A 25232-nucleotide genomic window follows, 5' to 3' on the forward strand; every position below is an offset into this window, starting at 1 on the left:
ATTTATTGAAAATTTTGTGTTCTTATCAAACATTTGTAAAAATTATCCATAAAAATAACCCCAGATTCATTGACTGAGACTATCTTTTATGTTTACTACTTTGTATTTTTACATTGCAAAAAAACCCTCAAGATTGTTAAACCTTGAGGGATCCTATCATTTATACGGTTACAGCCTCTTGTTGGAAGAAGCTTTTCATTGCATGGTACACATCACGTTTTTCTTTTAAAATATAATGGCGGAATTTCTGGTTCTCAATGCTATTATAAGCCCGCATTAAGGTGGAGTGACGATTATATATATTAACCTCTGCATAACCGAACATATTGGACACATCCATAATTTCATTCACAAGCCGGATACATTTGGGATTGTCAGAGGTAATATTCTCACCGTCGGAAAAATGAAAAGGATAAATATTATAGCTCGAAGGATTATAGCGATCTTCAATCAATTCAAGGGCTTTCGTATAGGCGGAAGAACATATCGTTCCACCACTTTCACCTTTTGTAAAAAATTCTTCTTCGGAAACTTCCTTTGCCTCTGTATGATGAGCAATAAAGGCGATATCAACTTGCTCATATTTAGTTTTAAGGAATCGGTTCATCCAGAAAAAGAAGCTTCTGGCCATATACTTCTCAAAGGACCCCATCGAGGCACTCGTATCCATCATTGCTAAAACAACTGCTTTGGACTCTTTTTTCACTTCTTCATTCCAAGTTTTGAATCGCAAGTCGTCATTATAGATTGGGGTAATACCTGGATTTCCTTCTCTAGCATTTCGTTTTAATGCGGTTAGAATGGTTCGTTTCTTATCAATATTTCCCATTAAACCTTTCTTTCGGATATCATTAAATTCTATCTTTTCGGTTACAATCTCAGCCTTTTCCTTCTCTTGCAAATTGGGTAGCTCTAACTCTTTAAATAGGGCCTCCTCTAGCTTCTCTAACGATACCTCAGCTTCATAGTAGTCACTTCCAGGCTGATCGCCTGCTTTCTTTCCATCGCCAGGACCTTGCTTTTGTTGTCCTTTCGCATTAGGATCTTTTGCTACTACATCTCCTACTTTGCTATCTCCATCCCCTTGCCCTACATGCTTTGACTTATTGTAATTGTACCTGATTTTATACTCGTCTAATGAACGAATCGGTATTTTGATTACTTCTCGGCCATTGGACATTACGATTGCTTCTTCACTAATTAAATCGGGTAAATTATTCTTAATGGCTTCCTTAACTTTATCCATATGACGCTGTTGATCTTGAAAGCCTTTGCGATGGAGGGACCAGTTTTCCTCAGAGATGACAAAGTTATGTTTACCTTCCTGCACAACATCCCCTCCCATTCTGTTTAGTAAAAAGTATCGTGCTCCTCTTTTAGAAGATTACGATACTTTTCTCTATACTATGCAACTTGTCGCATATTATTGCATTCTATTTTAAAAAATGGTTTACAAAAAGGTAACAAGACTAGCCCGTTTGCAAGTCTTGTTACCTTTCTCCATTGTATGACTATCGGTTTAACAAGCTTCCCACATAGCGTAAAAGCTCATTAGCAGAAACAGAATTATAGCCATATTCATCTATTAATCTAGCAATTACTTCATTAATTTTCTTCAACTGTGATTCATCCGGTGTCTTGGACGATGTCGTTATTTTGACAACATCCTTTAAATCAGCAAACAATTTCTTTTGAATGGCTTCGCGTAATCGTTCGTGTGAATTGTAATCAAATCGTTTTCCTTTTCGTGCAAAAGCAGAAATTCGGATTAAAATTTCTTCACGGAAGGAGCGCTTTGCATTTTCTGAAATACCAATTTGCTCCTCAATAGAACGCATCAGCTTTTCATCTGGATTCATTTCTTCTCCGGTTAATGGATCACGAAGTTTATTTTTATTACAATATGCCTCCACATTATCTAAATAATTATTCATTAACGATTTAGCCGATTCTTCATACGAATACACAAATGCCTTTTGAACTTCCTTCTTCGCAATTTCATCATATTCTCTTCTAGCTACCGAAATATAATTCATATATTTCTCTTTATCTTCATCTGAAATAGATGGATGTTGATCGAGGCCTTCTTTTAAAGAGCGTAGTACATCCAGCGCATTGATTGAAGGCACTTCTTTTCGTATGATAGCAGAAGATATTCGGTTTATCACATAACGAGGGTCAATCCCTTCCATCCCCTCCGTAGGGAATTCCTTCTTAAGCTCCTCTACATCTAGCTGATTAAAGCCTTCCACATTCTCACCATCATATAATCGCATTTTCTTGAGTAAATCCATCCCTTGTTTCTTGGATTCTTTTAATCTCGTTAAAACCGAGAAAATAGCCGCTACTCGTAAAGCATGTGGAGCGATGTGGACATGTGCCATATCACTTTGATTAATCATTTTTTCATAGATTCGTTCTTCTTCACTAACCCGTAAATTATACGGGATTGGCATCACAATAATTCTTGAATGCAGTGCTTCATTCTTCTTATTGGAAATAAAGGAACGATATTCCGATTCATTCGTATGCGCTACAATAAGCTCATCCGCTGAAATAAGTGCAAATCTCCCTGCCTTAAAGTTCCCTTCCTGTGTAAGCGATAGTAAATGCCACAAGAATTTCTCATCACATTTCAGCATTTCCTGAAACTCCATCATTCCACGGTTGGCTTTATTCAATTCGCCATCAAATCGATATGCCCTCGGGTCAGATTCAGATCCATACTCGGCAATCGTTGAAAAATCAATACTACCAGTTAAATCCGCAATATCCTGGGACTTTGGATCGGACGGACTAAAGGTTCCAATCCCAACACGCTTATCCTCTGATAAAAAGATGCGCTCTACCATGACATCCTCCACACGGCCACCATAGTCCTTTTCCAGTCGCATCGTATTAAGCGGTGACAGATTCCCTTCTATTCGAATGCCATATTCATGGAAAAAGTCCTCTCGCAAATGTTGGGGAATAAGATGCAAGGGGTCCTCATGCATAGGACAGCCTTTAATCGCATACACAGCACCCTCATCCGTACGAGAATATTTTTCCAGCCCTCTTTTTAGCATGGTTACAATTGTAGATTTACCGCCACTAACCGGGCCCATTAATAACAATATACGTTTTCTAACATCTAGTCGTTTGGCAGCTGGATGAAAGTATTCCTCAACGAGTCTCTCGATTGCCTCCTCCAGGCCAAAAATCTCCTCACCGAAAAACTCATACATCTTACGACCATCTCGTTCTTTTACACCAGCAGATTTAATCATGTTATAAACACGGGAATGGGCTGTCTGGGCAACCTCAGGCCGCTCCTTCACAATTTCCAGGTACTCCGCGAACGTACCCTCCCATTTCATACGATTCTCTTCCTCACGATAGCTCTTCACCTTGTTCAGAATATCCATGTTTTGTCTTCCCTCCATCTTGGACGCGGTTTATATAGCTTATGCACGAGTACCCTTCGTGATTCCGACTAGTTTTGTTAGGACAGGGTGGGGGAGGGTGGGTGTAGCTGTTTGGAGTCGGGGGTGAGTCGTTACTTGAGGGGTCGGGGCATCTTTCTTGCGTTTGGGTGCATCTTTACTGGGGACGGGCTCATCCTCTCCGGGTTAGGGCGCATCTTCTCTCTTTTGGGCACATCCCTCCCCAATTCCCTCGCCCCAACAGTTCCACGTCCCCATTAATCTACTATTCAACCAAAACTTTCCCAAGAAAATCTCTTGGATATGGTGTATAATAGTAACGTCTAAAAGTTGAAACAACATAGCTACTATATTAAAATTCAATCAGATTCATATAGAAAGTGAGATGTTCTTTGTGGGACGTAAGTGGAATAACATTAAAGATAAAAAAGCAGAGAAGGATAAAAATACGAGTCGAATTTATGCTAAATTTGGTCGTGAAATTTATGTAGCTGCTAAGCAAGGAGAGCCTGACCCAGAGTCTAACCAAGCACTAAAAGTTGTTTTGGAGCGTGCCAAGACATACAGTGTTCCAAAGCATATTATTGATAAAGCGATTGAAAAGGCTAAGGGTGGTTCTGAGGAGAACTATGATGAGCTTCGCTATGAAGGATTTGGTCCTAATGGTTCTATGATTATTGTGGATACCTTAACCAATAATGTAAACAGAACGGCATCGGAAGTTCGTGCTGCTTTTGGTAAAAACGGTGGTAACATGGGTGTTAGTGGTTCTGTTGCTTATATGTTTGACTCTACAGCTGTATTTGGTATCGAGGGCAAGTCTGCCGATGAAGTGTTGGAGCTATTAATGGAAGCAGATGTCGATGTTCGTGATGTGTTAGAAGAAGACGAGATCGTTATTGTTTATGCAGAACCAGATCAATACCATGCCGTACAAGAGGCATTTAAAAACGTCGGAATTACTGAGTTTACAGTAGCTGAATTAACGATGCTTCCGCAAAATGAAGTGACATTAGATGATGAATCAAAAGCACAATTCGAAAAATTAATTGATGTTTTAGAAGACCTTGATGATGTCCAACAGGTATACCATAACGTCGATTTAGGTGAATAACAACTAGACTAAAAAACGTCCTAACTCATTAGGGCGTTTTTTTAAAAGATAGGAAAATATAAACCCTCCCTGTCAACTAACACACATTCACTAAAGAGCGAGCCAAGGTTCGTTTTTCTAATGATTAGGGTTGTTCAAAAGACTACAAGCTAATGGCCAAGTTAGGCAAGTATGTTGATGATCTACTGCACATCTTTATCCAGAATACTTTAAACCATATGACCAAGAGCGTTTTACAGCGTACTATAAAAAACTTGTAGAATCATTAGAATCTTCTTGTACTTTCTATTGTGATTGCCTTTTTGCTTACGTTGAGCGTATGGGAAACAACTGCTTAAATGATCCCTTTAATTCACTATGGATGAGGTTTTTTATCACTAATGTATTGTTCAAAACTGGCCATACATAAAGGGCCCAGCTGGCGGAAATGTATGGCCCCCACTAAAAGTTACAGTGAAATCTCCCTTTTAAGAAACAAATCAGAATACAGGATAATATTCTTATGAAATATTTATCATAATCTTTCTCAAAATTAAGCCAACAGCTATTCCAGGAAAAAGGAATACTAATGGGAGCCATATGGGACCTAATATCACTCCAAAAATCGTTAATTCTGAAGAGTAAACTAATCCGATAGTTGTAAAAAATGCAGTGAACACATATGGAAGAAATGAATATCGCTTAGTAACACCCCCAGCATCCTTTACAGAATCCCATATAGAAAAACAGTATATACAAGGATAAAACAACATCCAGTTATAATTTGTAACATTTATTGCATCAACAATTTTTCCATGAAAACTTAGCAGGATAACTTCATTTAAGTTAGTTTGTACACTAATCATAATTTCAAGCATGATTAGTAGCGTACCTTTAAAATATCTACCATTTAATAACTGGCCGAAACCAGGAAGTACAATACTCCACATTACCTTTTCATATGCATTCTTTTTCATCTTTTACTACCTAGGTTATTACTTATCTCTTGTAATTTCTTTTCTATTTGGGGCGAGTGGTGGCTGTTCTAACCATCTATATTTAGTCATTAAATTGAACCACTCTTTAGTAATCATGAGATTTTTTAAGATTATTTTCTCGTATGTTGTTACTAAATCAACCCGCATTGCAGATGCAAGCCCAGCACCGTGATAGGATTGCGCAGTTTGTAATAAAAATCCAATATGATACAACATTAACTTATCCGAAAAAGGAGATTCCTGTGAATTTGTTACTTCTGTTTCCCAAGACATCGGAACAGGTAAATTGTCTCCTTTTAATATTTTACTGAGAGATTGAATTTGTTGGTTGGATGCGTTTTGCGCTCCCTCTAAAAACTTTCTAATATCTTTTGATTGGGTAACCTGACTAAATCCAATTGAAAGTGATTTTTCCATTATCTTTTTTTTGATATTGAGAGATAGAGCGATAATTTCTGTTGATGCTAAAGGTCGCTTATACAAAAAATCTCCATCCACAAATTGTTGGCTTGAAACAAATTCTGGAGGTTGTTCTGGAAAAAAATATGGATCTCGTTGAAAGTGCCCTTTTTCCAGTAATAACTCAGTAGTTCGGTGATACATGCTCATTCCATCATTACTGCATGAATCATAGAAATGTCTTAAGTCCTGCCTAACAGAAGAACTGAGTGATGTCGAATGGCCTAGTAGTCCATGTAATGTCATAATATTTAAATAGTGCAAGCAAAAGATGTCAGAAAACAATCTTTTAGCCCCCCTATTTAGATCTGCTTCAGTAAAACCAACTGGAACCGGAAACCCCTCGTCTTTAATAAACTGAACGATTTGATTCTTTTGTGAATCAAATATGTTAATTGCATCTTCAAATAATGCTTTTATTTTTTCATCTTCAATAATCGATACCATATATCTATTAACAGTATCAATCGCAGTTCCATTAACAAATTCAATCCATAATGTTCCTATTTCTGATGATGTGAGCTTTAAATTTCCTTTATCCATAATATCACCTCGTTTTAGGTTTCCACATAGTTACCTTTTTATTACAAGACTGAAAAGACCGTACTTTAAAAATACTTTGAGGAATTTAGATCAATTATTAGCCTCTGAATTCCAAAAATATATTCCAACTGGCGGAAAACGGCTAGGCTTAAATAAAAAACTGAAGTTTCACTGAGATTACTTCTAGAATATCCGGACAAATGTCTCTGAATATTGTATTTTGGGTCAGTATACTATTGAGTCTAAATAGTTTTTTAGTATATCCAACTCCCAGAGATAAATTGATGCCTCCTATCATTCATCTCCACCACAACTACTGGCACTGCAAGTAATGAAATCCCAACTCAGCCAAAAGTCCTCCCTCAAATCCATGAATTTCCGCCTATATGATCTGCAAAAACTAGTATAAAGGTATTATTAATCGACAAAATATTCAGTTAATATTTTTACATCCGCTTAAATAATCCTTAACAATTGGTCTGTACAATGAAAGATGAAACAAATATTTAATTTAAACGAGGTGATCTAGGTGAAGCTGAAAAAATTATTACTTACTTTATTAATCATGATGCTTTCAACTGGGGTATTATTTGGATGCTCAGCAAATGATGACGAAGATCCATCGACAGACGATAACGGCACAGAGCAACAAGAAACAGAAGACGGTGAAGGTGAAAACGAATAAAATGACAAGAGCCTTCCTAGATTAACCTAGGAAGGCTCTATATAAATACACGGTATATAAGATAGATTGCCATGCCCCAAATAATGAAGGCCGAAGCCTGGTTAAATCGTTTTATTAGACTCGCTGACTTCATCCATTGACTCACCCTGCTTCCCACTAATGCCAATCCAAAAAACCATAGCCATGATATTAAAAACTAGCAAAAGCAAACACTACTTTTTCGTGTGCATCATAAACTACCGAGCTCATGCCAATCACACCAATAGTATCTAATATTGCATGTGGGTTCAATAGGGATACCGAAGCGGCAAATGTTATTTGACGTCTAGCCGAGTATGGACCAATCTCATTTTGTCCATCTTGTGGATTGCTTTTCCACATGATCCATCCCATATACATTAGAAAGAAAAAACCAATTAACGATAGAAGCTGCTCCATCCCCTCGACACGTAAAACCACTACTGAACGCCAGCAACAGCTAAGGAGATAAGTAATGTATCACAAATGGCAGCTGTTATGGACGGCTGGTAAAGCTTTACTGAAACGACTTTGTGTGGCACCTTGATTGAAAATGAATATATTTTGAATGCCTAAAGGAAGGATTAAGCCAAATGCTAAAAGAGCACCGTGGATAAATGGTTCAAACATGTTTCTCCCTCCCCAACCAATCTATTTAAATGGGTTTTTCCACTCCATTAGTGCAGCGTAATTCAAGGATTCTTCATCCTCCAAATAATTCGCTACAACACCGATGGGTACTCTACCAGCATTTAATAAAAAGGTAATCACTGGATCCTTCCGTTTACCTGAAACTACTTCCTCTAGATACGCTTCAGCGGATAACCGCTCTGCATGCTTCCGATACCCAGGCATTCTTCCCCCACCAAGCAAACGGTCTAAATCCTTATAAATGACCACCTCGTACATAGCTTGCATGAGCAATTTCCCTAGCGCTAATTTACGAAAGGCTGGTCGAATACAGATATCGACGACATACAAGGTATTACCATTCGGATTATGATTACGAATATACCCATCGTCGGTAATCTCTTCCCATGTGTGTTCTGGATGTTCTGGATCAAAGTTCACTATTAATCCGGTCATGGAACCTGCCAGTACCCCATTTACTTCCACACATAAAGCACCTTCAGGGAATAAAGTAATGTGATTTTTTAATTGTGCTTTATTCCACCAAAGCTCCGGTGGAAAAGGAGGAGGGAAACTTTCCGACTGAATCGTTATCAACTCATCAAAGTCTTCCCGCTTATAATTCCTAACTACTGCTTCCTCAAAGTCATTGTCACTTTTTAAATAGAGCTGCTTACGGTAACGCATAAGGCTTCAGTCCCTTCTTATTTACTAAGGTCTGGATATAAGTCTAAGCGTCTATCGTTCCATGTTGTTACAGATCCTTCTTCCCGTACCTTATATAAAAGATCAAGATCGAGATCTGCAGTAATAATCATATCGTGATTAAATTCACCCTCCATGAGGATGCCGTTTTTAGGAAATGGAATATCATTCGGTGTGATAACTGCCGCTTGCCCGTAATTGGCACGCATAAAGTCAACATTGCGTAATGCTCCAACCGTACCTGTTGTGACAACATATACCTGATTCTCAATCGTACGGGCGTGACAGGTATAGCGAACACGATTAAAACCATGTAAATCATCCGTACAAGATGGAGCAAAGATAACATCTGCCCCCATGCCACGAACCATTCGGACTATTTCAGGAAATTCCATATCATAGCAGGTTAACAACGCAATTTTTCCTTTTTCCGTTTCAAAAATTTGAATCGATTCACCAGGTGTGATATTCCAATCCTTTTTCTCCGTTGGGGTCATGTGTAGCTTCGCTTGCTCTGCTACACGCCCATCTGGATAAAAAAGATGTGCTGTATTATACAATTTATCTTCTTTTCGAGTAACATGTGTACCACCGATAATGTGCATACCTGTCTCTTTTGCTAGTCCTTTAAACAGCTCGATATACTGTTTTGTATAATTAGGTAGCTCATCCATTAGACTCACCGTGCCATCTGAAATGGAAAGCAATTGGGCAGTGAAAAACTCCGGAAATAATACAAATTCCGATTCATATTCTGCAGCGGTTCTCACATAGTGTGTTACCTGTTCTGCAAATTCTTCAAAAGCATTTATTTTTTCTAAGTGGTATTGAACCGCTGATACACGTAATTTCATAAGGCTTTCTCCTTCTACACAAATTTATATTTGTACTATATTTCATTCATACTAACATTTCAACTAAAACTTGCTATTAGGACGACTTTTCTTAGCCTTATTGTTCTTTCCAAATCCTCTAAAGAAAAACGCAAAAAAAATGCCTTCTCTTACTAGAAAAGACAAAAATCCTATTTATATATCTTTTGTTGCTCATTGTCTGCTAGCTTCTGATAAAACTGCTGGTCTTGGTTAAGAAAAGCTTGAATTTCCTCAATACTGATACCTGCCTTTTTCGCTTCCAATATTAAGATTACCCACTCTGGATCCAAATGATTGCTCAAATAGTATCCCCCCTATAATAGGCTAACCTAGGTATTCGAGCTACACTTGGGTTTTCCCGAAAACCTACGCGACGTATTATTTCTAATTATTTCGCCCTTACTTCTCCGAGCTATATCGTACCATCAGCCCCGTTACACTAACATTACATTTTAACTATTTTTAATTTTCTCTAATTTACTTTTTAAATATTCCTGGCGATTGGTTATCATAAAATCATCGATATAATATTCCAAGGCTATTTGACAATAATAGAGCGCTTGCTTGATATCCCCTATGCTTTCATAGTAATCACTTAAGAACATGACCATATCGACCCATTCTTTTTCTAACCAATTACGATAATTGATAAACCAAGTCTCATATAAACCAGGCAAGGGATTTTCTGTTCGATCAGCCACAATGCGTTTATACAGTTCTACTTTCTTTACGATATCCGTTTCCTGATGTGCTCGTTTAATTGCGGCAACATGTAAAACAATATCCGATTCAATATTCGCTTGTAGAAAAATATGCTCTCTTTCTGTAACGAGTAAAAAGTAATGATCTGACATTGGGTTTAATAGTTTGTTTAAATAGTGAATCGAAACACGTAAACGACTACGAGCAGTTTTTAAATCAACATCAGGCCAAACTAAGTCACATAGCTCATCTCGTGTTACCGATTGCTGGATGATCAGATACATGAGAATTTGTTTTGCCTTTCTTTGCCCCCAGCCACCTACTAATCGTTTGCCATTTAAGAAAACGTCTAAGCCTTTCATGATGTTTACTTGTAATGTAGGCAATGTCGCTTCTGCCTTCCCCTTCATCTTTTCTCTAATTTCACGATACATCTCTGCATATAGCGTCTGAGCATAGCTAGCTATCTCTTGATTTATCTTGTTATTTTGATGCTTCATAATGAATTTCCCAATCCACTCTACCATGAGATTTGGCTGGTCCATCTGGATTAAGAAGGATGAATAGGGCACTGTATAATACCTTGCATTTGTATTAAAATTTAAGATGGCAGAGTTTAGTTCTGGTGGAAACGTTTCATCATCTGAACCAGATAAGACTAAGATTGGAATAGTCATGTTTTGGATATTCTGTTGGGCACGATTTAGTGAATCAACATCAAAAATCTCAAAATAAACATGTGGAGTCACTTTTTCAAATGCCTGAAGAATACGCTCCACCCTTTCCTGTGTAGGATAAAGCATAAACTTATCGATGATCTGCTGGGCCTTATGCAGCATAGTCTCATGGCCCTTTACTTGCATCTTTCGTTCCGCGACAATTTTTTTACCAAGTTCTCTTGGAAAATGAACTGGAACCGCAAGTAGTGTTAACGTTTTCAATCCGGAGAAGCCTCTTGCAGCATATTCGATAGCACTGACACCACCAAATCCTTGTGCGACAATATGATACGTATCTAGCTTTAATGTATTCACTAAGCATTGAATATCATCGGCTAGCCTGGAAATCGATAAATCACCATCTCCTACAGTAGAGTCCCCATGCCCCCTTAAATCGTATCGAACCACATGATAGTTCTCTAAGAACAACGGGATAATCTCGTTCCAGCAATACATGTCTAATCCGGTAGGGTGGATGAATATAATGGTCTGAGTAGCACGAGGATTCCTTGATTCTAATTTTTCATAATGAATTTGAGCATTACCACATGTTAAAAAGGCCAATTCTATCTCCCCCCTCTCACTAGTCCAATTTACTTATATATACTAGTATTCTGTAAAAAAATGCTAATTCCTGTTTTTTTACATGTTTTGTTTGTTAAAAATAGCAGGCCCCACCACAACATGTGAAAGAGCCTGCTTTCAAAGTGTATTTACCGGTATCTCCTTTGGTACCCACCAATAGTTAAGGTTGCCATAATGATTCCAATTAGCAGTGCCAGTTCCATAGAAGTTCCTGCGATAACATTTTGTTTGATAAATTCCTCTTCTAGCATCATTTCCCCGGCAGTCCAGGCAAGTAAACCCGCCCCCAAATATACAACAATCGGGAAATGCTCCATCATTCGTAATATAAATTGACTAGCAAATAGCATAATTGGGATACTCAAGATAATACCGATAATGACCAGCATCATATTCCCCTCTGACACGGCTACAATACCTAACACATTATCTAAGCTCATTAATACATCAGCAAAAATGATAATGACGATAGCTTCCTTTAAGGAATTGCCCACTTTCACTGAGTTCTCTTCTGCTTCTTTATCAACTAGAAGTTTATACGCTACAAATAGTAGTAAAATACCTCCTATTAGATGGATAAAGGGCAGCTTTAATAGATACATGACAATAACCGTAAATGCGATTCGAAAGATAACAGCCCCGAGAGTTCCCCAGACAATCGCCTTCTGTTTTAAATCTTGTCTTAAATTGCGACTTGCCATAGCAATAACAATTGCATTGTCACCACTTAGAATTAAATTAATCATTAATATTTTCACTAAAGGCTCTAACAGCTCCAAGAGAGATCCTCACCCTTCCACTATATTACTTGTCCTAAGATATTGATAATTAAATGTATGTCCAAAACGATAACATCATTACAGTTTTTACAATCGTGTGAAATGGGCTTATGTTTAACTCTCAGGTTATGAACCCGCTGCATATCCTAGTTAAAAAGCGGAGGAATGCGAATGTTTTATTATCAGTATTATTTTCCACAGTTTGTACCAGTACAGTTCTATGGTCAGCCATTATATACCGAGATGAGACAACAGCCTACTGTTCAACAAATTTTACAAACGATTCGAGCAGAACATAATACGCTATACAACCAGCTAGTAAATGCTGGGATGAATCGCCAAGTAGTTGATTACGTCTTTTTCTTTATGATCAACTACACAGTCAACCAAGCGAACACCAATCAAAATGCTAATCAAATCTATAATCAATTCCAAAGGCAGGTACCTTGGTTTAACCTGATATTTAGACAATTTAATGTGCCTCAAAATGTTGCCGATCAGGTAATGAGAAGAGTCATCCAAATTACGTTAGATCAATTAGCTGGTGGTACTCCTAGTCCTGGGCAAGGATGGTCTAGCTGGGAGGACTTAGGTGGAACACTTACCTCTGCACCTGCTGTAGCTTCCTGGCAAGCCAATCGCTTAGATGTATTTGTTCGTGGTACAGATAATGCGCTATATCATAAATGGTGGGATGGTTCGAGATGGAATGATTGGGAAAGCCTTGGTGGTGTCTTAACTAGTGCACCTGGTGCGGTCTCTTGGGGACCAAATCGGATTGATGTCTTTGTCAGAGGAACGGATAATGCCCTTTACCACAAGTGGTGGGATGGTTCAAGGTGGAGCGATTGGGAAAGCCTTGGTGGGACACTAACGAGCGGACCTGCGGCTTCCTCCAGAAGAGCTAATCAGTTAGACGTATTTGTTCGCGGTACTGGAAATAGACTATATAAACGAACATGGAATGGGTCTCGTTGGGAAGAGTGGGAGGATCTTGGTGGCAATTTAAACTCTGAGCCTGCAGCCGTTTCCTGGGGACCGAACCGGATTGATGTCTTTGCAAGAGGACAGAATAACAATTTAATCCATAAGTGGTGGGACGGTTCGAGATGGAGCAATTGGGAAAACCTTGGCGGCACCTTAACTAGTGCACCTGCTGTCTCCTCTCGACGAGCTAACCGATTAGATGTATTCGTTCGCGGAACTGGTAATCGCCTATACAAACGATCATGGAATGGATCTCGCTGGGAAAACTGGGAAGACCTTGGTGGTAGACTAGATTCAGCACCTGCAGCTGTTTCTTGGGGACCAAATCGGATTGACGTCTTTGCAAGAGGACAAAATCAGTCATTGATTCACTCCTATTGGGGAAGATAAAAACGGTATACTCCCCGATGTCTGTTATATCTATTTTAAAGGGGTACTAATCTTAGAAAAGCTCATATTCACTTTAGTGAATTTGTTAGTTTTTTCTTATAGTGTTGGGAAAGATTTTGATGCTTTCCTATCAACTAAAAAAAGATTTGTACCTCTTTCTTTTATGTAATACAATATAAGTTATTATTTTGTTCATTACTAACGGAAAAAGAGGTTTTAATGTGAATAGGCTTAGAAAGAAAAACATCCATGATCTACTAGAGAAAAAAGACGTTCAATTAAAGCGGACATTAGGTGGATTTGATTTAATCATGCTAGGTGTCGGGGCTATTATAGGTACTGGTATTTTTATATTGCCTGGTACGGTGGCTGCGTTGCATTCTGGTCCTGCTATTATTTATTCCTTTATTATTGCCGCTATTGTGTGCTCCTTTGCGGCGATGTGTTATTCCGAGTTCGCTTCCTCTGTACCAGTTACAGGAAGCGCCTACACGTATAGCTATACTGTATTTGGTGAGATTGTTGCTTGGATTGTAGCCTGGGCACTTGTGTTGGAATATGGCCTTGCTGGAGCTTCTGTTGCAACTGGATGGTCCGCATACTTTGTTTCTTTATTAGAGGGATTCCATATTACGATTCCTCAAGCACTAACTGGACCTTTCCAGCCACAAGAGGGTACCTATGTTAATTTGCCTGCCATTATCATCGTGCTGGCCTTGGCTTTCTTGTTGACCTATGGCATGAAGGAATCTGCTCGTTTAAATAAAATAATGGTATTTGTCAAAGTGTTCGTCATTTTGCTATTTATTGTAGTTGGATTTTTCTACGTTCGTCCGGAGAACTGGCAACCATTTATGCCGTATGGCTGGAATGGTATCTTTTCTGGTGCTGCATTAGTATTCTTTGCCTATCTTGGCTTTGATGCGGTATCAGCAGCTGCTGAAGAAGTGAAAAATCCGCAGAAGAACATGCCAATCGGAATTATCGGCTCCTTACTTGTTTGTACAGGATTATATATTGCGGTATCACTCGTGTTGACTGGCATGGTATCTTATACCGAGTTGAATGTTAGTGACCCAGTTAGTTTTGCAATGGGAATGGTGAATCAAAATTGGGTAGCTGGGTTTATTTCACTAGGGGCTATAGCGGGGATGATTACCGTTATTCTTGTACTGCTCTACGGTGGGACAAGGCTTCTATTTGCACTTGGGCGTGATCAGCTATTACCAAGAAGCATGAGTAAACTAAACGCCCGCAACACGCCGGTTTTTAGCACGTGGATTTTTGCTATTTTGGTAGCATTTTGTGCAGGATTTATTCCATTATCTAAGCTGGCGGAGATGGCGAATTTAGGTACGTTACTAGCCTTTACTATTGTATCCATAGGGGTGTTATTCCTGCGTAAGAATAACACTATCCCAACTGGCGGGTTTAAGGTCCCATTATTTCCGGTTATTCCGATTTTATCATTTGTATTATGCATCTTTTTAATGATGCAGCTATCGAATCAAACGCTAGTTGCTTCAGCAATTTGGTTCTTGATTGGTATAATCATTTATTTTGCTTATGGAAAACGACATAGTTTAATGAAATAGAGACGGCTACCTCAATTGGTACTAAGCGAAGTAAACTAACCCCATCACAATTAATTGGTGATGGGATTAGTTTATTTTTATGGATTAATGGTCAAAGCACCCTTCCTAATGCCAAGTTGATATTTTGCGACTCGCCAAGTAAAGAGAGACCATGTTGTGGCATATTTTTGTACAAAAACGTCTAGTTGACATATTCTTCAGGATTTGGAGGGGTGTTTCAGGATTTGAGCGCTACCTTTCAGGATTTCAGGCGTCTTTTTCAGTATTTCATAAATTTTACCAGGTTGTACGCCTTTTAATGCTGGGTTTTCTGCAATAGATTTAACAAGGCGACACCCGCAAGAAAAGTTATCACAGATAGTATGATGGTTGACCGATCCACTACACCATCCAGATTCATTATAATAGCGTAAATCGAACCACTTACTAGTCCAATCATTGCTGCATAGGTTTCGACTTTGTAATGTGTTAATAAATAGCGAATGAGTTTACTCGTCAGTAGTACCCCTAACACGATACCTGAACCAATTGTTAAGATCACTGGCATATTTAGCGAGAATAGGGAGTCTGTTGCAATTTCATATACGCCAAATATAGTGAGAATTAACGCACCACTTATTCCTGGGAGTACAAGAGCAGTACTAGCAATAAAACCTACAAGGACAAAGAATATGTAATCAACAAACGACAGATGATTCAAATCGATGTTGGTCATCTCCCCTAATAATTGCCCGCATACCACCATGCCAAGAAAGAAGAGAATGATTATGTAATGCTTTGCTTTAAGCTTAGTCTTGTGGTGTTGGAGTGTTTCTTTCCAAAGATAAGGTAAAAATCCTACAATAACTCCACCAAAAAATAGAAGCGTCGGTGTACGATGGGTTTTTAATAAGTAGTTAAGCAGAATGATAGAAAAGGCAAATCCGATAACCATCCCAACGCCGAACATAACGAGAAAAGGTAATACCTCTTTTCTTCGATTCGTTGTTAACATGCTTAACGAATAAATTAGACGCTCATATATTCCCAAAATCATAGCGACCGTACTACCGCTTATTCCAGGGACTGTTTCTGTAATCCCTACCGCCATGCCCCGAAGCATTATTCCAATCATAATTTCAACACCTAAATGAGTTATTTTTTCTGAGAACTTTATTCGAAATGCGTACTACCAAGTCGTTACTTACTACCTAATAACAGAAGAAGGTAGCTCCCTGCACAAAGGAAGATTGCAATTAATGTATATAGCGCATTCCCTACCTCTATATTACTTTAATACTAACATAATATTCCAAAAACAGCTTCGAAGTATTGAAAAACTGCACCTGTTTTTGCTAGATGGTGGCAAGGTAGGTGCAGTTGGTAATAGAATAGAAAGGGCTATTCGCCAGTTTAGTGACCATGTAAATTACTATTCTTCTTGTATTGATTCTCCATATATAGTAGGAAGGAACTTGTCTTTTATTTCTTATTCTAAATAAAAATCTCTTAATAACGCTATTTCTTCTTCTTTTAATCCAATGCCGTTTACTAGGTAGGAATCTACCGTTCCATACTGTACTTCTATTTCTTTAAAGAATTCTTGGATATATTCCAACCTTGCTTCAAATATAGCTTTAACTGTTTCTTTATCGATAACGTCTGGCATAGTATGACCGATCGCTTCGAATCCTGCTTCAATTTCACTCTGTGCCTTATTTGTCAATAAGTAGTCTTCTATGATTATTTCACGAGGAACGCCTAGTAAGCTTAAGATTGTCGCGGCTACTACTCCTGTTCTATCTTTCCCAGCCATGCAATGGAACAGGATCGGTTTTCCACGATTATCTAGTAATAGTTGGATGACTTGGCGAAGTCCAGTAGTATTGGATACTAACTGGCGGTTCAAATTAACTAGCATTTCCCCAGGCTTACTGTTAAGCAACTTATTTTCAAATTGAGAAAGATCCCCCGGCTGTCTTACTACCTTGTCATCATTAATCAACGGGACATGATTCCACGTTACACCAGCAATGTCTGGATCTGGATACTTATTAATTTCGTCCTCATCACGCAAATCCAAAATGGCGCTAATTTCTAATTCCTTTAATACCTCTATACCAGCTTCTGTTACAGCACTTAAATTCCCTGAACGATAAAGCTTCCCCGACTTAACGTGACGTCCATCCATCGTTTCATAGCCACCTAGTTCACGGAAATTAAAGCTACCCTCTAATTTTCTTTCACGTACAACTTGTTTCATCTGTTCTCCCCAACTCTCTTATGTAATTAATTCTATTATACAAGAATAGTGGAAAAATTTGTTTCAGAATAAATGTTAAGTCTTTATTAATTTAATTGTTAATGGGAAGAGAATTTGAGTATGAATTGGACGTAGTGGAATGCTCATCTTATAGAGCTTGATTTATTAGATGAAGTATTTTAAAGGGGGGTGAGAAGCTTGGGATCAAAGTCGCGCGCGGATTCTTGGGTTTTTCGCGCGGAGTCTCGGGAATTTCGCGCGGGCTTTTGGCTTTTTCGCGCGACTCTGCGGTTCTCGCGCGATTTCTTGGACTTCCCGCGCGTTTCTCGGGATTCTCGCGCGATTTCCCCCACTTCTCGCGCGAACTCTCGGGATTGCCGCGCGATTTCCCCCACTTCTCGCGCGCTCTTGGCTTTTCCGCGCGGCCTCCTGCCTTTTTCGCGAGACTCTGCGGTTCCCGCGCGATTTCTTGGACTTCGCGCGCGTTTCTCGGGATTGCCGCGCGTTTCTTGGACTCACCGCGCGATTTCCCGGACCCCTCGCGCGAACTCTCGACATTCTCGCGCGATTTCTCAAACCTCCCACACAAAAAAAAATACACTCGCACCACTTAAGGTTGCGAGTGCATTTCTTCGCTAGCAAATATTTGGCTTTGGTCCTGGGACTGTGTCGTGGATGGATAGTGGGGCTAATTGCTGGCCTACTAAGCCACCGTGAGGTTCTGGTTGTGCGACGTATTGGAAGGTGCTGCAGCCGTCCATACTTGGGCCGCTAGCCCAACGCCCAAATTTGCTTGCTTCTCCTCTTGAGAAGTTCATAAATTTGTAGGCGAATTCTCGTTTCTCCAGGTTGCGTGGGAAGGTAACCGGAACTACTTTTCCATCCTGTGCTTCTAATTCTGCGATTGCAGCTAACCATTGGTTTTGGTGCATCGTATCGCGAGCGATGAGGAAGGAAAGCATATCTTTCACGCCTGGATCATCTGCAAGTTCGTATAAACGTACCGCTTGGAGTCGCCCTTGTGATTCTGCATTCAAGTTGGCACGAAAATCGGCAAGTAAATTTCCACTTGCTATGGTATAACGGGAGTTCCAAGGATAACCAACACTGTCGGTTGGTGTTGCCCCGAGACCTGACACAATAATATGCTGTGGGTTCATTCCTCCCATTGCCGCTTCTAGGATTGGGTCTTTAGCTGCTTCTTCTTGTGCTGAAACAGGGGCGCCATCAAGTAATCTAGCAATCATCGTTGCTAACATTTCCACATGGGCCATCTCTTCTGTTCCAACATCTAATAGCATATCTCTATATTTTTCCTCTCCACGGCAATTCCAACCTTGGAATAAGTATTGCATCATAACCGAAATCTCACCGAATTGTCCTCCAAGTATTTCTTGAAGCTTCTTGGCATATTGGGGATCAGGACAGCTTGGTTTTGCATTGTATTGCATCTCTTTGATGTGGTAAAACATCAAACCAACCCTTTCTCAAATTTATGCTATTTATTCTTAACCATTCTATGAAAGAACTGGGCAAATATAGTATGTCTCCCATATTTTTTATAAATTATTTTCCAATCATTATTTGTACAGGAAGTTTAGAGAATATCCCTTTTGAAAAAGAACATACTAACCCTATACATATATCTAGGAGTGATTGAAATGTTCTATCATATTAAAGAACTGCAATATAACGCCAAGCCGGACCGTCCAGATCCTGTCTATGCCAAGAAGCTACAGGAGGTTTTAGGGGGACAATTTGGCGAAATATCCGTCATGATGCAGTATTTGTTCCAGGGCTGGAATTGTAGGGGGGAACAAAAATATCGTGATATGCTTTTAGACATTGGAACTGAGGAAATAGCACATGTGGAAATGCTAGCAACGATGATTGCCCAATTATTGGATAATGCCCCTGTAGAGGATCAGGAAAACGCGGCTAAAGATCCAATCATAGGTGCTGTAATGGGAGGAATGAACCCACAGCACGCTATTGTTTCCGGCCTTGGAGCAAGACCGGATGATAGTGAAGGTTATCCTTGGACCTCCCGCTATACTATCGCAAGTGGGAATCTTCTTGCTGACTTTCGAGCGAATTTAAATGCGGAATCACAGGGGCGTTTGCAAGTGGTTCGCCTTTACGAAATGACAGATGACAAAGGTGTACGAGATATGCTATCTTTCCTAATCGCACGTGATACGATGCATCAAAATCAGTGGATGGCTGCGATTGAAGAATTAGAGCAGAAACAAAAACCAATTGTCCCAGCCACCTTTAATCAACAATATGAAAAACAAGAAGTGTCTTATTCCTTTATGAACTTCTCTAAAGGAGAAGAAAGCAGGCAAGGTCGGTGGGCTTCCGGAAAAAGCATGGATGGGCAAGCTGAATTTGAATATATTAGTGAGCCACAGGCAATGGGTCAAATACCTTTTTTACAGCCTGCTCCTCCACACATTCATGGAACTCCACCATCCCCATTGTAGGCGCAATATCATATAGAGGCAGATATGTAGCATGTATTTCAGAAAGGGCGTTTTCTGGAATACATGCTGCTTTGTTTACTTGGTCTTGACTTTCATACCATTTACGTTATAATAAATAGTAATTAATGAATTACAAATTACTTGTTTGTGTTATTGAGGTGAAAAGATGGGAAGCTATAATCAAGATAAAGCACTGGAACAATATGATTCCAGTAAATACATGACACCAGATGGCTATACTAGTGATATTGCCGTATTTACCATCACCACCGAAGATGATGGAACGAAGAACACGAAAAAAACCGTGAACAAACAACTCAAGATTATGCTAATTAAGCGTTCTGACTACAATGCAGAAGGAAAGCCAAATATTGAAGGTGGGAAATGGGCGCTTCCTGGGGGATTCATCGATGGGAATAAACAAGAGACGGCCTTACAAGCTGCCGAGAGGGAACTAGTCGAGGAAACCGGTATTCAAGGGATATTCTTAAAGCACTTTGGTGTTTATGATCAATTTGGCAGAGATAAACGGGGCTGGATTATCGCCAATGCACATTATGCCATCGTACCTGAGAAACAATTGGCCAGCCGAAAAGCTTCCGATGACGCTCAAGCAGTACAATTGTTTACTATTGATGAAGTTTTTCAATTGGACTTAGCCTTCGATCACCGCGATATTATCACCGATGCCTTAGCGTTTATTGAACGGGATTTGATCGAGACGAAGGTTGCGAGGAACTTTCTCCCGGAGGAATTTACATTATCTGAGCTACAAAGTGTCTTAATGACCGTATCTAATCATCCTAGAATAACGACAAAATCGGTGTTTTTCGCCAAGGTCCCTAAACTGCCTTTCATCGAAAAGGTTTATGATGAGAAGGGAAACTTAAAAAAGACCGAGAGAAATTCCTATCGCCCATCACAACTGTATCGATTTAATGATGTTGAAGTTATCAAATCTATTTATGAATAAGATGTAACGCTTGTAATTTGTAATTTTGGCATTACTAATTCAAAGGAGAGGTGTTCAATATGTCAAAGAAAGCTTTAATTAATGTCGATTACACCTATGATTTTATTGCAGATGATGGCGCGTTAACTTGTGGAAAGCCTGGTCAGGAATTGGAAACGTATATTACCGAGGTAACGAAGAAGTTTATAGATAATGGGGATGAGGTCATCTTTGCAATTGATATGCACCATGAACAAGATCCATACCACCCGGAAACAAACCTATACCCGCCCCACAATATTGCTGGTACAAAAGGAAGAGAGCTTTATGGTGCGCTTCATCAAGTATTTGAAGAACATAAAACCAAGCCACATGTACACTGGATGGATAAAACGAGGTACTCCGCATTTGTCGGAACGAATTTAGATTTATTACTACGCGAGCGAGGCATTACAGAGGTTCATATCGTTGGTGTCTGTACCGATATTTGCGTACTGCACACTGCAGTAGATGCCTATGGAAAAGGGTATTCCATTGTCATCCATGAGAAAGGAGTAGCTAGCTTTAACCAAACAGGTCACAAGTGGGCACTCGAGCATTTTACAGGCTGTCTAAATGCAACGGTTATCTAATAATGCGACTGGGGCAGGTGGTTGTCCCAAGGAGGGAATTCTGATGAATTTTACTGATGATAGTTTAATGCTTCATACAGATTTATACCAGATTAACATGGCAGAAACCTATTGGGCTGACAATGTCCACGATCGCCGTGCGGTATTTGATTTATATTTTCGAAAGCTTCCATTTGGTAATGGCTATGCTATTTTTGCCGGATTAGAAAAGGTTATCAACTATGTACAGAACTTTCAATTTAGTGATAGTGACCTAGATTATTTACGAGAAATTGGTTATCAAGAGGATTTCTTGACCTATTTAAAGGACCTTCGTTTTCGAGGGACGATAAAGGCGATGCAAGAAGGAGAAGTAGTATTCTGTAATGAACCATTGATTCGGGTAGAAGCAAGCCTTGCTGAAGCTCAGCTTCTTGAGACAGCTCTATTAAATATTGTGAATTACCAAACGTTAATTGCTACTAAGGCTTCCCGGATTAAGCATGTAGCCAATGGCCAAACCTTAATGGAGTTTGGAACTAGAAGAGCCCAAGAGCTCGATGCTGCATTATGGGGCACGCGTGCTGCTTATATCGGTGGATTTGATGCCACCAGCAATGTAAGGGCTGGTAAGCTATTCGGTATTCCTGTTAAAGGTACCCATGCCCACTCCATGGTTCAAGCATATCAGGATGAGTATACCGCATTTCACAAGTATGCTGAAAGACATAAGGATTGCGTCTTTCTAGTGGATACGTACGACACGTTAAAATCTGGTGTTCCTAATGCTATTCGGGTAGCAAAGGAGTTCGGGGATAAAATCAATTTCCTCGGTATTCGCCTTGATAGTGGAGACTTAGCATATTTATCCAAAAAAGCTAGACAGCTATTAGACGAAGCCGGCTTTAAAGATACAAAAATTTATGCATCTAGTGATTTGGATGAATCGACCATTTCTAGCCTGCAAGCCCAAGGAGCCAAAATAGATGTCTATGGAGTAGGAACTAAATTAATTACCGCTTACGATCAACCGGCATTAGGAGCTGTCTATAAACTCGTTGCGATTGAAAATGAGAACGGGGAAATGGAGGATACGATTAAAATATCGGCCAACCCTGAAAAAGTCACAACCCCTGGGATGAAAAAAGTGTATCGAATCATTAACACAAACAATCATCACTCTGAAGGAGATTACATTACATTAGAGGATGAAGACCCTAATCAAGCGGAAAAGATTAAAATGTTCCATCCGATACACACCTATATTAGTAAATTTGTAACCGACTTTAAAGCGGTTAACCTACATCATGATATTTTCCAAAATGGGGAATTAGTCTACGAAGCTCCTAGCTTATCAGAGATTCAGGCCTATGCATCGAAACAGTTAGAACTATTATGGGAAGAGTATAAACGAACCATTAACCCAGAAGAGTATCCAGTTGACTTAAGTACGAAAACTTGGGAAACTAAAATGAAAAAGATTGAAAGTACGCGAAATAAAATCAGGGAGTTGACGTAAGTGACAACGGAGGTCCAGGAGTACTACCAAAGATTAAACCCAGAGAAAGATATAGCAAGATTATTTCAACAAGGAGTTAAGGTTGGAATATATGGCTCATCCTTTGATCCGATTACCAATGTACACTTGTGGACAGCTTCAACCGTTGCGCATCGAAAAAAATTAGACTTCATCATCTTTCTTCCTTCGTCCCGGAAGCGAAGGGATAAACAATTACAGACCGAGGACAAACACCGTTCCACCATGGTTCAATTAGCGATTAAAGATAATCCAAAGTTTCTATTAGATACGTATGAGTTCACAGCTCCTGCTGGCAAAACCTACACATACTATACGATGGAGCATTTCAAGGAAATTCTACCTAATGCGGAAATATTCTTTATTATGGGTGCTGATCTATTGGTCGATATCGCAGCTGGTAAATGGATGATGGATGAAGAACTCATCCAATCCAATCAATTTATCATCATGGCAAGAGACAATATCGATATGTTAGCAACCATTGCCCAGTCACCGCTACTTCGCAATTATGATGACGGTAGATTCCAATTACTAGATAAAGGCTTATCCATGGAGATTAGCTCCACTTATATTCGAGAAGAGTTTTCGCGTGGTGGTGAACCACGGTATTTATTGCCGACAAGCTGTTATAATTATATTCAGGAGCATAAATTATACCGAAAGAGGGGAAGCAAATGAGTACACTACAAGAAACCATTATTACAGAGCTAGGCGTTAAACCAACTATCGACCCGAAGGAAGAGATTAGACGACGTGTTGATTTTCTAAAGGAATATTTGGTGAAGAATAGCTTTGCTAACGGATATGTACTTGGGATGTCGGGCGGACAAGATTCTACGTTGGCCTCTAAATTAGCCCAAAATGCGATTAATGAGCTGAACGAAGAAGCTGGAGAAGACCGCTATCAGTTTATTGGTGTTCGTCTACCGTATGGCAAGCAATTTGATGAAGATGATTGCCAGGATGCCGTTAATTTTGTTAAACCTTCGAAAGTACTTACTGTTAATATCCAAAAAGCAGTAGATGCTAGTGTTGCATCACTAAACGAAGCTGGTATTTCCATTAGTGACTTCTTAAAAGGAAACGAAAAAGCAAGAGAAAGAATGAAGGTTCAATATAGCATTGGCGGTAGCCATAACTGTCTAGTACTTGGTACCGATCATGCTAGTGAGGCAGTTACTGGATTTTTCACAAAGCATGGTGATGGAGCTTGTGACTTAATTCCATTGTATGGATTGAATAAGCGTCAAGGTAAGCTGCTATTAAAAGAACTAGGATGCCCGGATCATTTATATACGAAAAAACCTACAGCTGATTTAGAGGATGATAAACCAGCATTACCAGATGAGGTTGCATTAGGCGTAACCTATGATGAGATTGATGATTATCTTGAAGGAAAAGAAGTTGCAGAAAAAAGTAAAAATAGAATTGAAGAATTATTTTTGAAAACAAGACATAAGCGAAACCCTGCCGTTACCATTGCAGATAATTGGTGGAAATAAGAAGAATTAGCAAAACGCTTATGCTCTAGTGCATGTTAAGTACACAGAAGCTAACCCGGAAAATACTTCTATTTCCGCCAGTACAGAAAAGACACTGCTCGTAACCGCAGTGTCTTTTCTTGCAAGGGATGGTTAAAATACCCCAAACTTTATAGCTCAGTAAGCCAGCAATTTAACGTTTAACTTCCGGAGCTTATTTTTACTTCATCGGGAGTACTTTGTCAAACGTATATCTATACTATTTATCCCTCCGTCTATCCTCACTGATTTCTTCAGCGTATTCGGTTTGATAGCGTAGGTTTCTTGTTCGGTTTCCATCGTTTGGTTGTTGGTCTGGTAACACCTGGTTAGCTAAGTAGCGGTGGAAGAATACTTCGAATACCCCTACTCCTAATGCGGCAATTAATGAAGCAGTAAACGGGTTATCAGCAGCTGTCATACCATCCACAAACCAATAAATAATTGGCCATGCTAATATGAAATCCGCTACAGTAGCAACCAGATTGTTCGTTCTAGGTAAGATGAATAGATCCCCGATAAGATATGCCACTACCCCTAAAACTAACGATAACAGGAATACCTCCCCAAATGTCATGGTATACATGACACCTAGTATAATATAAAGTAGAACAAAAGAAGCAATAAATTTGATTAGTAATGCTTTGACATGTTTCATTTATCATCCATCCTTATTGATTTTTTGCAAGCTTC

The 25232-nt window shown here is 39.3% G+C and carries 23 protein-coding genes and 1 pseudogene; 10 read left to right on the forward strand and 14 right to left on the reverse strand.

The genetic code is table 11. The annotated features are described in order from the left end of the window. Window positions 1–160 precede the first annotated feature (160 nt). A complete protein-coding gene (gene yhbH, locus ACSKT4_RS12480) occupies window positions 161–1330 on the reverse strand; it encodes a sporulation protein YhbH (protein ID WP_465823506.1) in 1170 nt (389 codons plus the stop codon). Between the two features lie 181 nt (window positions 1331–1511). Further along, window positions 1512–3407 carry a PrkA family serine protein kinase gene (locus ACSKT4_RS12485; RefSeq protein ID WP_186868060.1) on the reverse strand — a complete coding sequence of 632 codons (1896 nt, stop codon included), beginning with the start codon at window positions 3405–3407 and terminating at the stop codon, window positions 1512–1514. Between the two features lie 412 nt (window positions 3408–3819). Here ACSKT4_RS12485 and ACSKT4_RS12490 point away from each other — a divergent pair, with 412 nt between their 5' ends. Beyond that, on the forward strand, window positions 3820–4539 hold the full coding sequence (locus ACSKT4_RS12490) for a YebC/PmpR family DNA-binding transcriptional regulator (protein WP_186868059.1): 720 nt from the start codon (window positions 3820–3822) through the stop codon (window positions 4537–4539). Between the two features lie 500 nt (window positions 4540–5039). On the opposite strand, the gene ACSKT4_RS12495 is transcribed toward ACSKT4_RS12490, so the two are convergent. Together ACSKT4_RS12495 and ACSKT4_RS12500 are read right to left on the reverse strand one after the other, a co-directional pair. Next, window positions 5040–5495: a hypothetical protein gene (locus tag ACSKT4_RS12495; protein ID WP_186868058.1), complete on the reverse strand. Its 456-nt coding sequence runs from the start codon at window positions 5493–5495 to the stop codon at window positions 5040–5042. 18 nt (window positions 5496–5513) lie between these two features. Further along, entirely contained in the window at window positions 5514–6518 is a 1005-nt protein-coding gene (locus tag ACSKT4_RS12500; RefSeq protein WP_186868057.1) for a DUF3231 family protein, read from the reverse strand. 529 nt (window positions 6519–7047) lie between these two features. Between ACSKT4_RS12500 and ACSKT4_RS12505 the strand changes: the two genes are divergently transcribed. Continuing rightward, entirely contained in the window at window positions 7048–7203 is a 156-nt protein-coding gene (locus ACSKT4_RS12505) for a hypothetical protein (protein WP_465823507.1), read from the forward strand. 37 nt (window positions 7204–7240) lie between these two features. Here ACSKT4_RS12505 and ACSKT4_RS12510 read toward each other — a convergent pair. From ACSKT4_RS12510 to ACSKT4_RS12535, 6 genes and pseudogenes are all read right to left on the reverse strand, one after another. Further along, window positions 7241–7851: pseudogene (locus ACSKT4_RS12510) on the reverse strand (LysE/ArgO family amino acid transporter). 21 nt (window positions 7852–7872) lie between these two features. Next, window positions 7873–8538: a GNAT family N-acetyltransferase gene (locus tag ACSKT4_RS12515; protein ID WP_465823508.1), complete on the reverse strand. Its 666-nt coding sequence runs from the start codon at window positions 8536–8538 to the stop codon at window positions 7873–7875. A 17-nt stretch (window positions 8539–8555) separates the two neighbouring features. Continuing rightward, window positions 8556–9410: a carbon-nitrogen hydrolase family protein gene (locus ACSKT4_RS12520; protein ID WP_186868054.1), complete on the reverse strand. Its 855-nt coding sequence runs from the start codon at window positions 9408–9410 to the stop codon at window positions 8556–8558. 170 nt (window positions 9411–9580) lie between these two features. Continuing rightward, window positions 9581–9733, reverse strand: coding sequence for an anti-repressor SinI family protein (locus ACSKT4_RS12525; RefSeq protein ID WP_186868053.1), 153 nt, complete (start codon window positions 9731–9733; stop codon window positions 9581–9583). Between the two features lie 150 nt (window positions 9734–9883). Next, window positions 9884–11416: an alpha/beta hydrolase gene (locus tag ACSKT4_RS12530; RefSeq protein WP_186868052.1), complete on the reverse strand. Its 1533-nt coding sequence runs from the start codon at window positions 11414–11416 to the stop codon at window positions 9884–9886. A 149-nt stretch (window positions 11417–11565) separates the two neighbouring features. Then, window positions 11566–12195, reverse strand: coding sequence for a TerC family protein (locus tag ACSKT4_RS12535; RefSeq protein WP_366480516.1), 630 nt, complete (start codon window positions 12193–12195; stop codon window positions 11566–11568). A 192-nt stretch (window positions 12196–12387) separates the two neighbouring features. Between ACSKT4_RS12535 and ACSKT4_RS12540 the strand changes: the two genes are divergently transcribed. Continuing rightward, complete coding sequence (locus ACSKT4_RS12540; RefSeq protein WP_186868050.1) at window positions 12388–13593, forward strand: PLL family lectin; 1206 nt, start codon at window positions 12388–12390, stop codon at window positions 13591–13593. A 221-nt stretch (window positions 13594–13814) separates the two neighbouring features. Continuing rightward, on the forward strand, window positions 13815–15188 hold the full coding sequence (locus ACSKT4_RS12545) for an amino acid permease (RefSeq protein WP_186868049.1): 1374 nt from the start codon (window positions 13815–13817) through the stop codon (window positions 15186–15188). 295 nt (window positions 15189–15483) lie between these two features. On the opposite strand, the gene ACSKT4_RS12550 is transcribed toward ACSKT4_RS12545, so the two are convergent. From ACSKT4_RS12550 to ACSKT4_RS12560, 3 genes are all read right to left on the reverse strand, one after another. After that, the gene (locus ACSKT4_RS12550; protein WP_186868048.1) at window positions 15484–16302 is read right to left on the reverse strand and encodes a DUF368 domain-containing protein; all 819 of its coding nucleotides are present in this window, start codon (window positions 16300–16302) and stop codon (window positions 15484–15486) included. A gap of 354 nt (window positions 16303–16656) precedes the next feature. Continuing rightward, window positions 16657–17430 carry a tyrosine-protein phosphatase gene (locus tag ACSKT4_RS12555; protein ID WP_186868047.1) on the reverse strand — a complete coding sequence of 258 codons (774 nt, stop codon included), beginning with the start codon at window positions 17428–17430 and terminating at the stop codon, window positions 16657–16659. Between the two features lie 635 nt (window positions 17431–18065). Beyond that, window positions 18066–18902 (reverse strand): manganese catalase, encoded by an 837-nt coding sequence (locus ACSKT4_RS12560; RefSeq protein WP_465823510.1) that lies wholly within the window; start codon window positions 18900–18902, stop codon window positions 18066–18068. A 189-nt stretch (window positions 18903–19091) separates the two neighbouring features. Here ACSKT4_RS12560 and ACSKT4_RS12565 point away from each other — a divergent pair, with 189 nt between their 5' ends. From ACSKT4_RS12565 to nadE, 6 genes are all read left to right on the forward strand, one after another. Continuing rightward, window positions 19092–19916, forward strand: a complete 825-nt coding sequence (locus ACSKT4_RS12565; RefSeq protein ID WP_465823511.1) for a manganese catalase — start codon at window positions 19092–19094, stop codon at window positions 19914–19916. Between the two features lie 166 nt (window positions 19917–20082). Then, window positions 20083–20889 carry an NUDIX domain-containing protein gene (locus tag ACSKT4_RS12570; protein WP_211740958.1) on the forward strand — a complete coding sequence of 269 codons (807 nt, stop codon included), beginning with the start codon at window positions 20083–20085 and terminating at the stop codon, window positions 20887–20889. Window positions 20890–20948: 59 nt separating this feature from the next. Further along, the gene (locus tag ACSKT4_RS12575; RefSeq protein WP_186868043.1) at window positions 20949–21500 is read left to right on the forward strand and encodes a cysteine hydrolase family protein; all 552 of its coding nucleotides are present in this window, start codon (window positions 20949–20951) and stop codon (window positions 21498–21500) included. A 43-nt stretch (window positions 21501–21543) separates the two neighbouring features. Then, window positions 21544–22998: a nicotinate phosphoribosyltransferase gene (locus tag ACSKT4_RS12580; protein WP_186868042.1), complete on the forward strand. Its 1455-nt coding sequence runs from the start codon at window positions 21544–21546 to the stop codon at window positions 22996–22998. A 51-nt stretch (window positions 22999–23049) separates the two neighbouring features. Beyond that, a complete protein-coding gene (gene nadD, locus ACSKT4_RS12585) occupies window positions 23050–23697 on the forward strand; it encodes a nicotinate (nicotinamide) nucleotide adenylyltransferase (protein WP_425516469.1) in 648 nt (215 codons plus the stop codon). Beyond that, complete coding sequence (gene nadE / locus ACSKT4_RS12590; RefSeq protein ID WP_186868040.1) at window positions 23694–24521, forward strand: ammonia-dependent NAD(+) synthetase; 828 nt, start codon at window positions 23694–23696, stop codon at window positions 24519–24521. Before nadD ends, nadE begins: the two co-directional genes overlap by 4 nt. Window positions 24522–24759: 238 nt before the next feature. Here the strand turns inward: nadE and ACSKT4_RS12595 are convergent, their stop codons facing one another. Then, window positions 24760–25197 (reverse strand): YndM family protein, encoded by a 438-nt coding sequence (locus tag ACSKT4_RS12595; RefSeq protein WP_465823512.1) that lies wholly within the window; start codon window positions 25195–25197, stop codon window positions 24760–24762. Window positions 25198–25232: the final 35 nt, after the last annotated feature.

The organism is Ornithinibacillus liuyingii (assembly GCF_055550225.1).

Bases quoted from the DNA above. Each gene is read 5' to 3' on its own strand.
- ACSKT4_RS12485 (WP_186868060.1), bottom strand. From the start codon at position 3,407: ATGGATATTCTGAACAAGGTGAAGAGCTATCGTGAGGAAGAGAATCGT.
- ACSKT4_RS12495 (WP_186868058.1), bottom strand. From the start codon at position 5,495: ATGAAAAAGAATGCATATGAAAAGGTAATGTGGAGTATTGTACTTCCT.
- ACSKT4_RS12500 (WP_186868057.1), bottom strand. From the start codon at position 6,518: ATGGATAAAGGAAATTTAAAGCTCACATCATCAGAAATAGGAACATTA.
- ACSKT4_RS12515 (WP_465823508.1), bottom strand. From the start codon at position 8,538: ATGCGTTACCGTAAGCAGCTCTATTTAAAAAGTGACAATGACTTTGAG.
- ACSKT4_RS12520 (WP_186868054.1), bottom strand. From the start codon at position 9,410: ATGAAATTACGTGTATCAGCGGTTCAATACCACTTAGAAAAAATAAAT.
- ACSKT4_RS12540 (WP_186868050.1), top strand. From the start codon at position 12,388: ATGTTTTATTATCAGTATTATTTTCCACAGTTTGTACCAGTACAGTTC.
- ACSKT4_RS12550 (WP_186868048.1), bottom strand. From the start codon at position 16,302: ATGATTGGAATAATGCTTCGGGGCATGGCGGTAGGGATTACAGAAACA.
- ACSKT4_RS12555 (WP_186868047.1), bottom strand. From the start codon at position 17,430: ATGAAACAAGTTGTACGTGAAAGAAAATTAGAGGGTAGCTTTAATTTC.
- ACSKT4_RS12560 (WP_465823510.1), bottom strand. From the start codon at position 18,902: ATGTTTTACCACATCAAAGAGATGCAATACAATGCAAAACCAAGCTGT.
- ACSKT4_RS12565 (WP_465823511.1), top strand. From the start codon at position 19,092: ATGTTCTATCATATTAAAGAACTGCAATATAACGCCAAGCCGGACCGT.
- ACSKT4_RS12570 (WP_211740958.1), top strand. From the start codon at position 20,083: ATGGGAAGCTATAATCAAGATAAAGCACTGGAACAATATGATTCCAGT.
- ACSKT4_RS12575 (WP_186868043.1), top strand. From the start codon at position 20,949: ATGTCAAAGAAAGCTTTAATTAATGTCGATTACACCTATGATTTTATT.
- ACSKT4_RS12580 (WP_186868042.1), top strand. From the start codon at position 21,544: ATGAATTTTACTGATGATAGTTTAATGCTTCATACAGATTTATACCAG.
- nadE (WP_186868040.1), top strand. From the start codon at position 23,694: ATGAGTACACTACAAGAAACCATTATTACAGAGCTAGGCGTTAAACCA.
- ACSKT4_RS12595 (WP_465823512.1), bottom strand. From the start codon at position 25,197: ATGAAACATGTCAAAGCATTACTAATCAAATTTATTGCTTCTTTTGTT.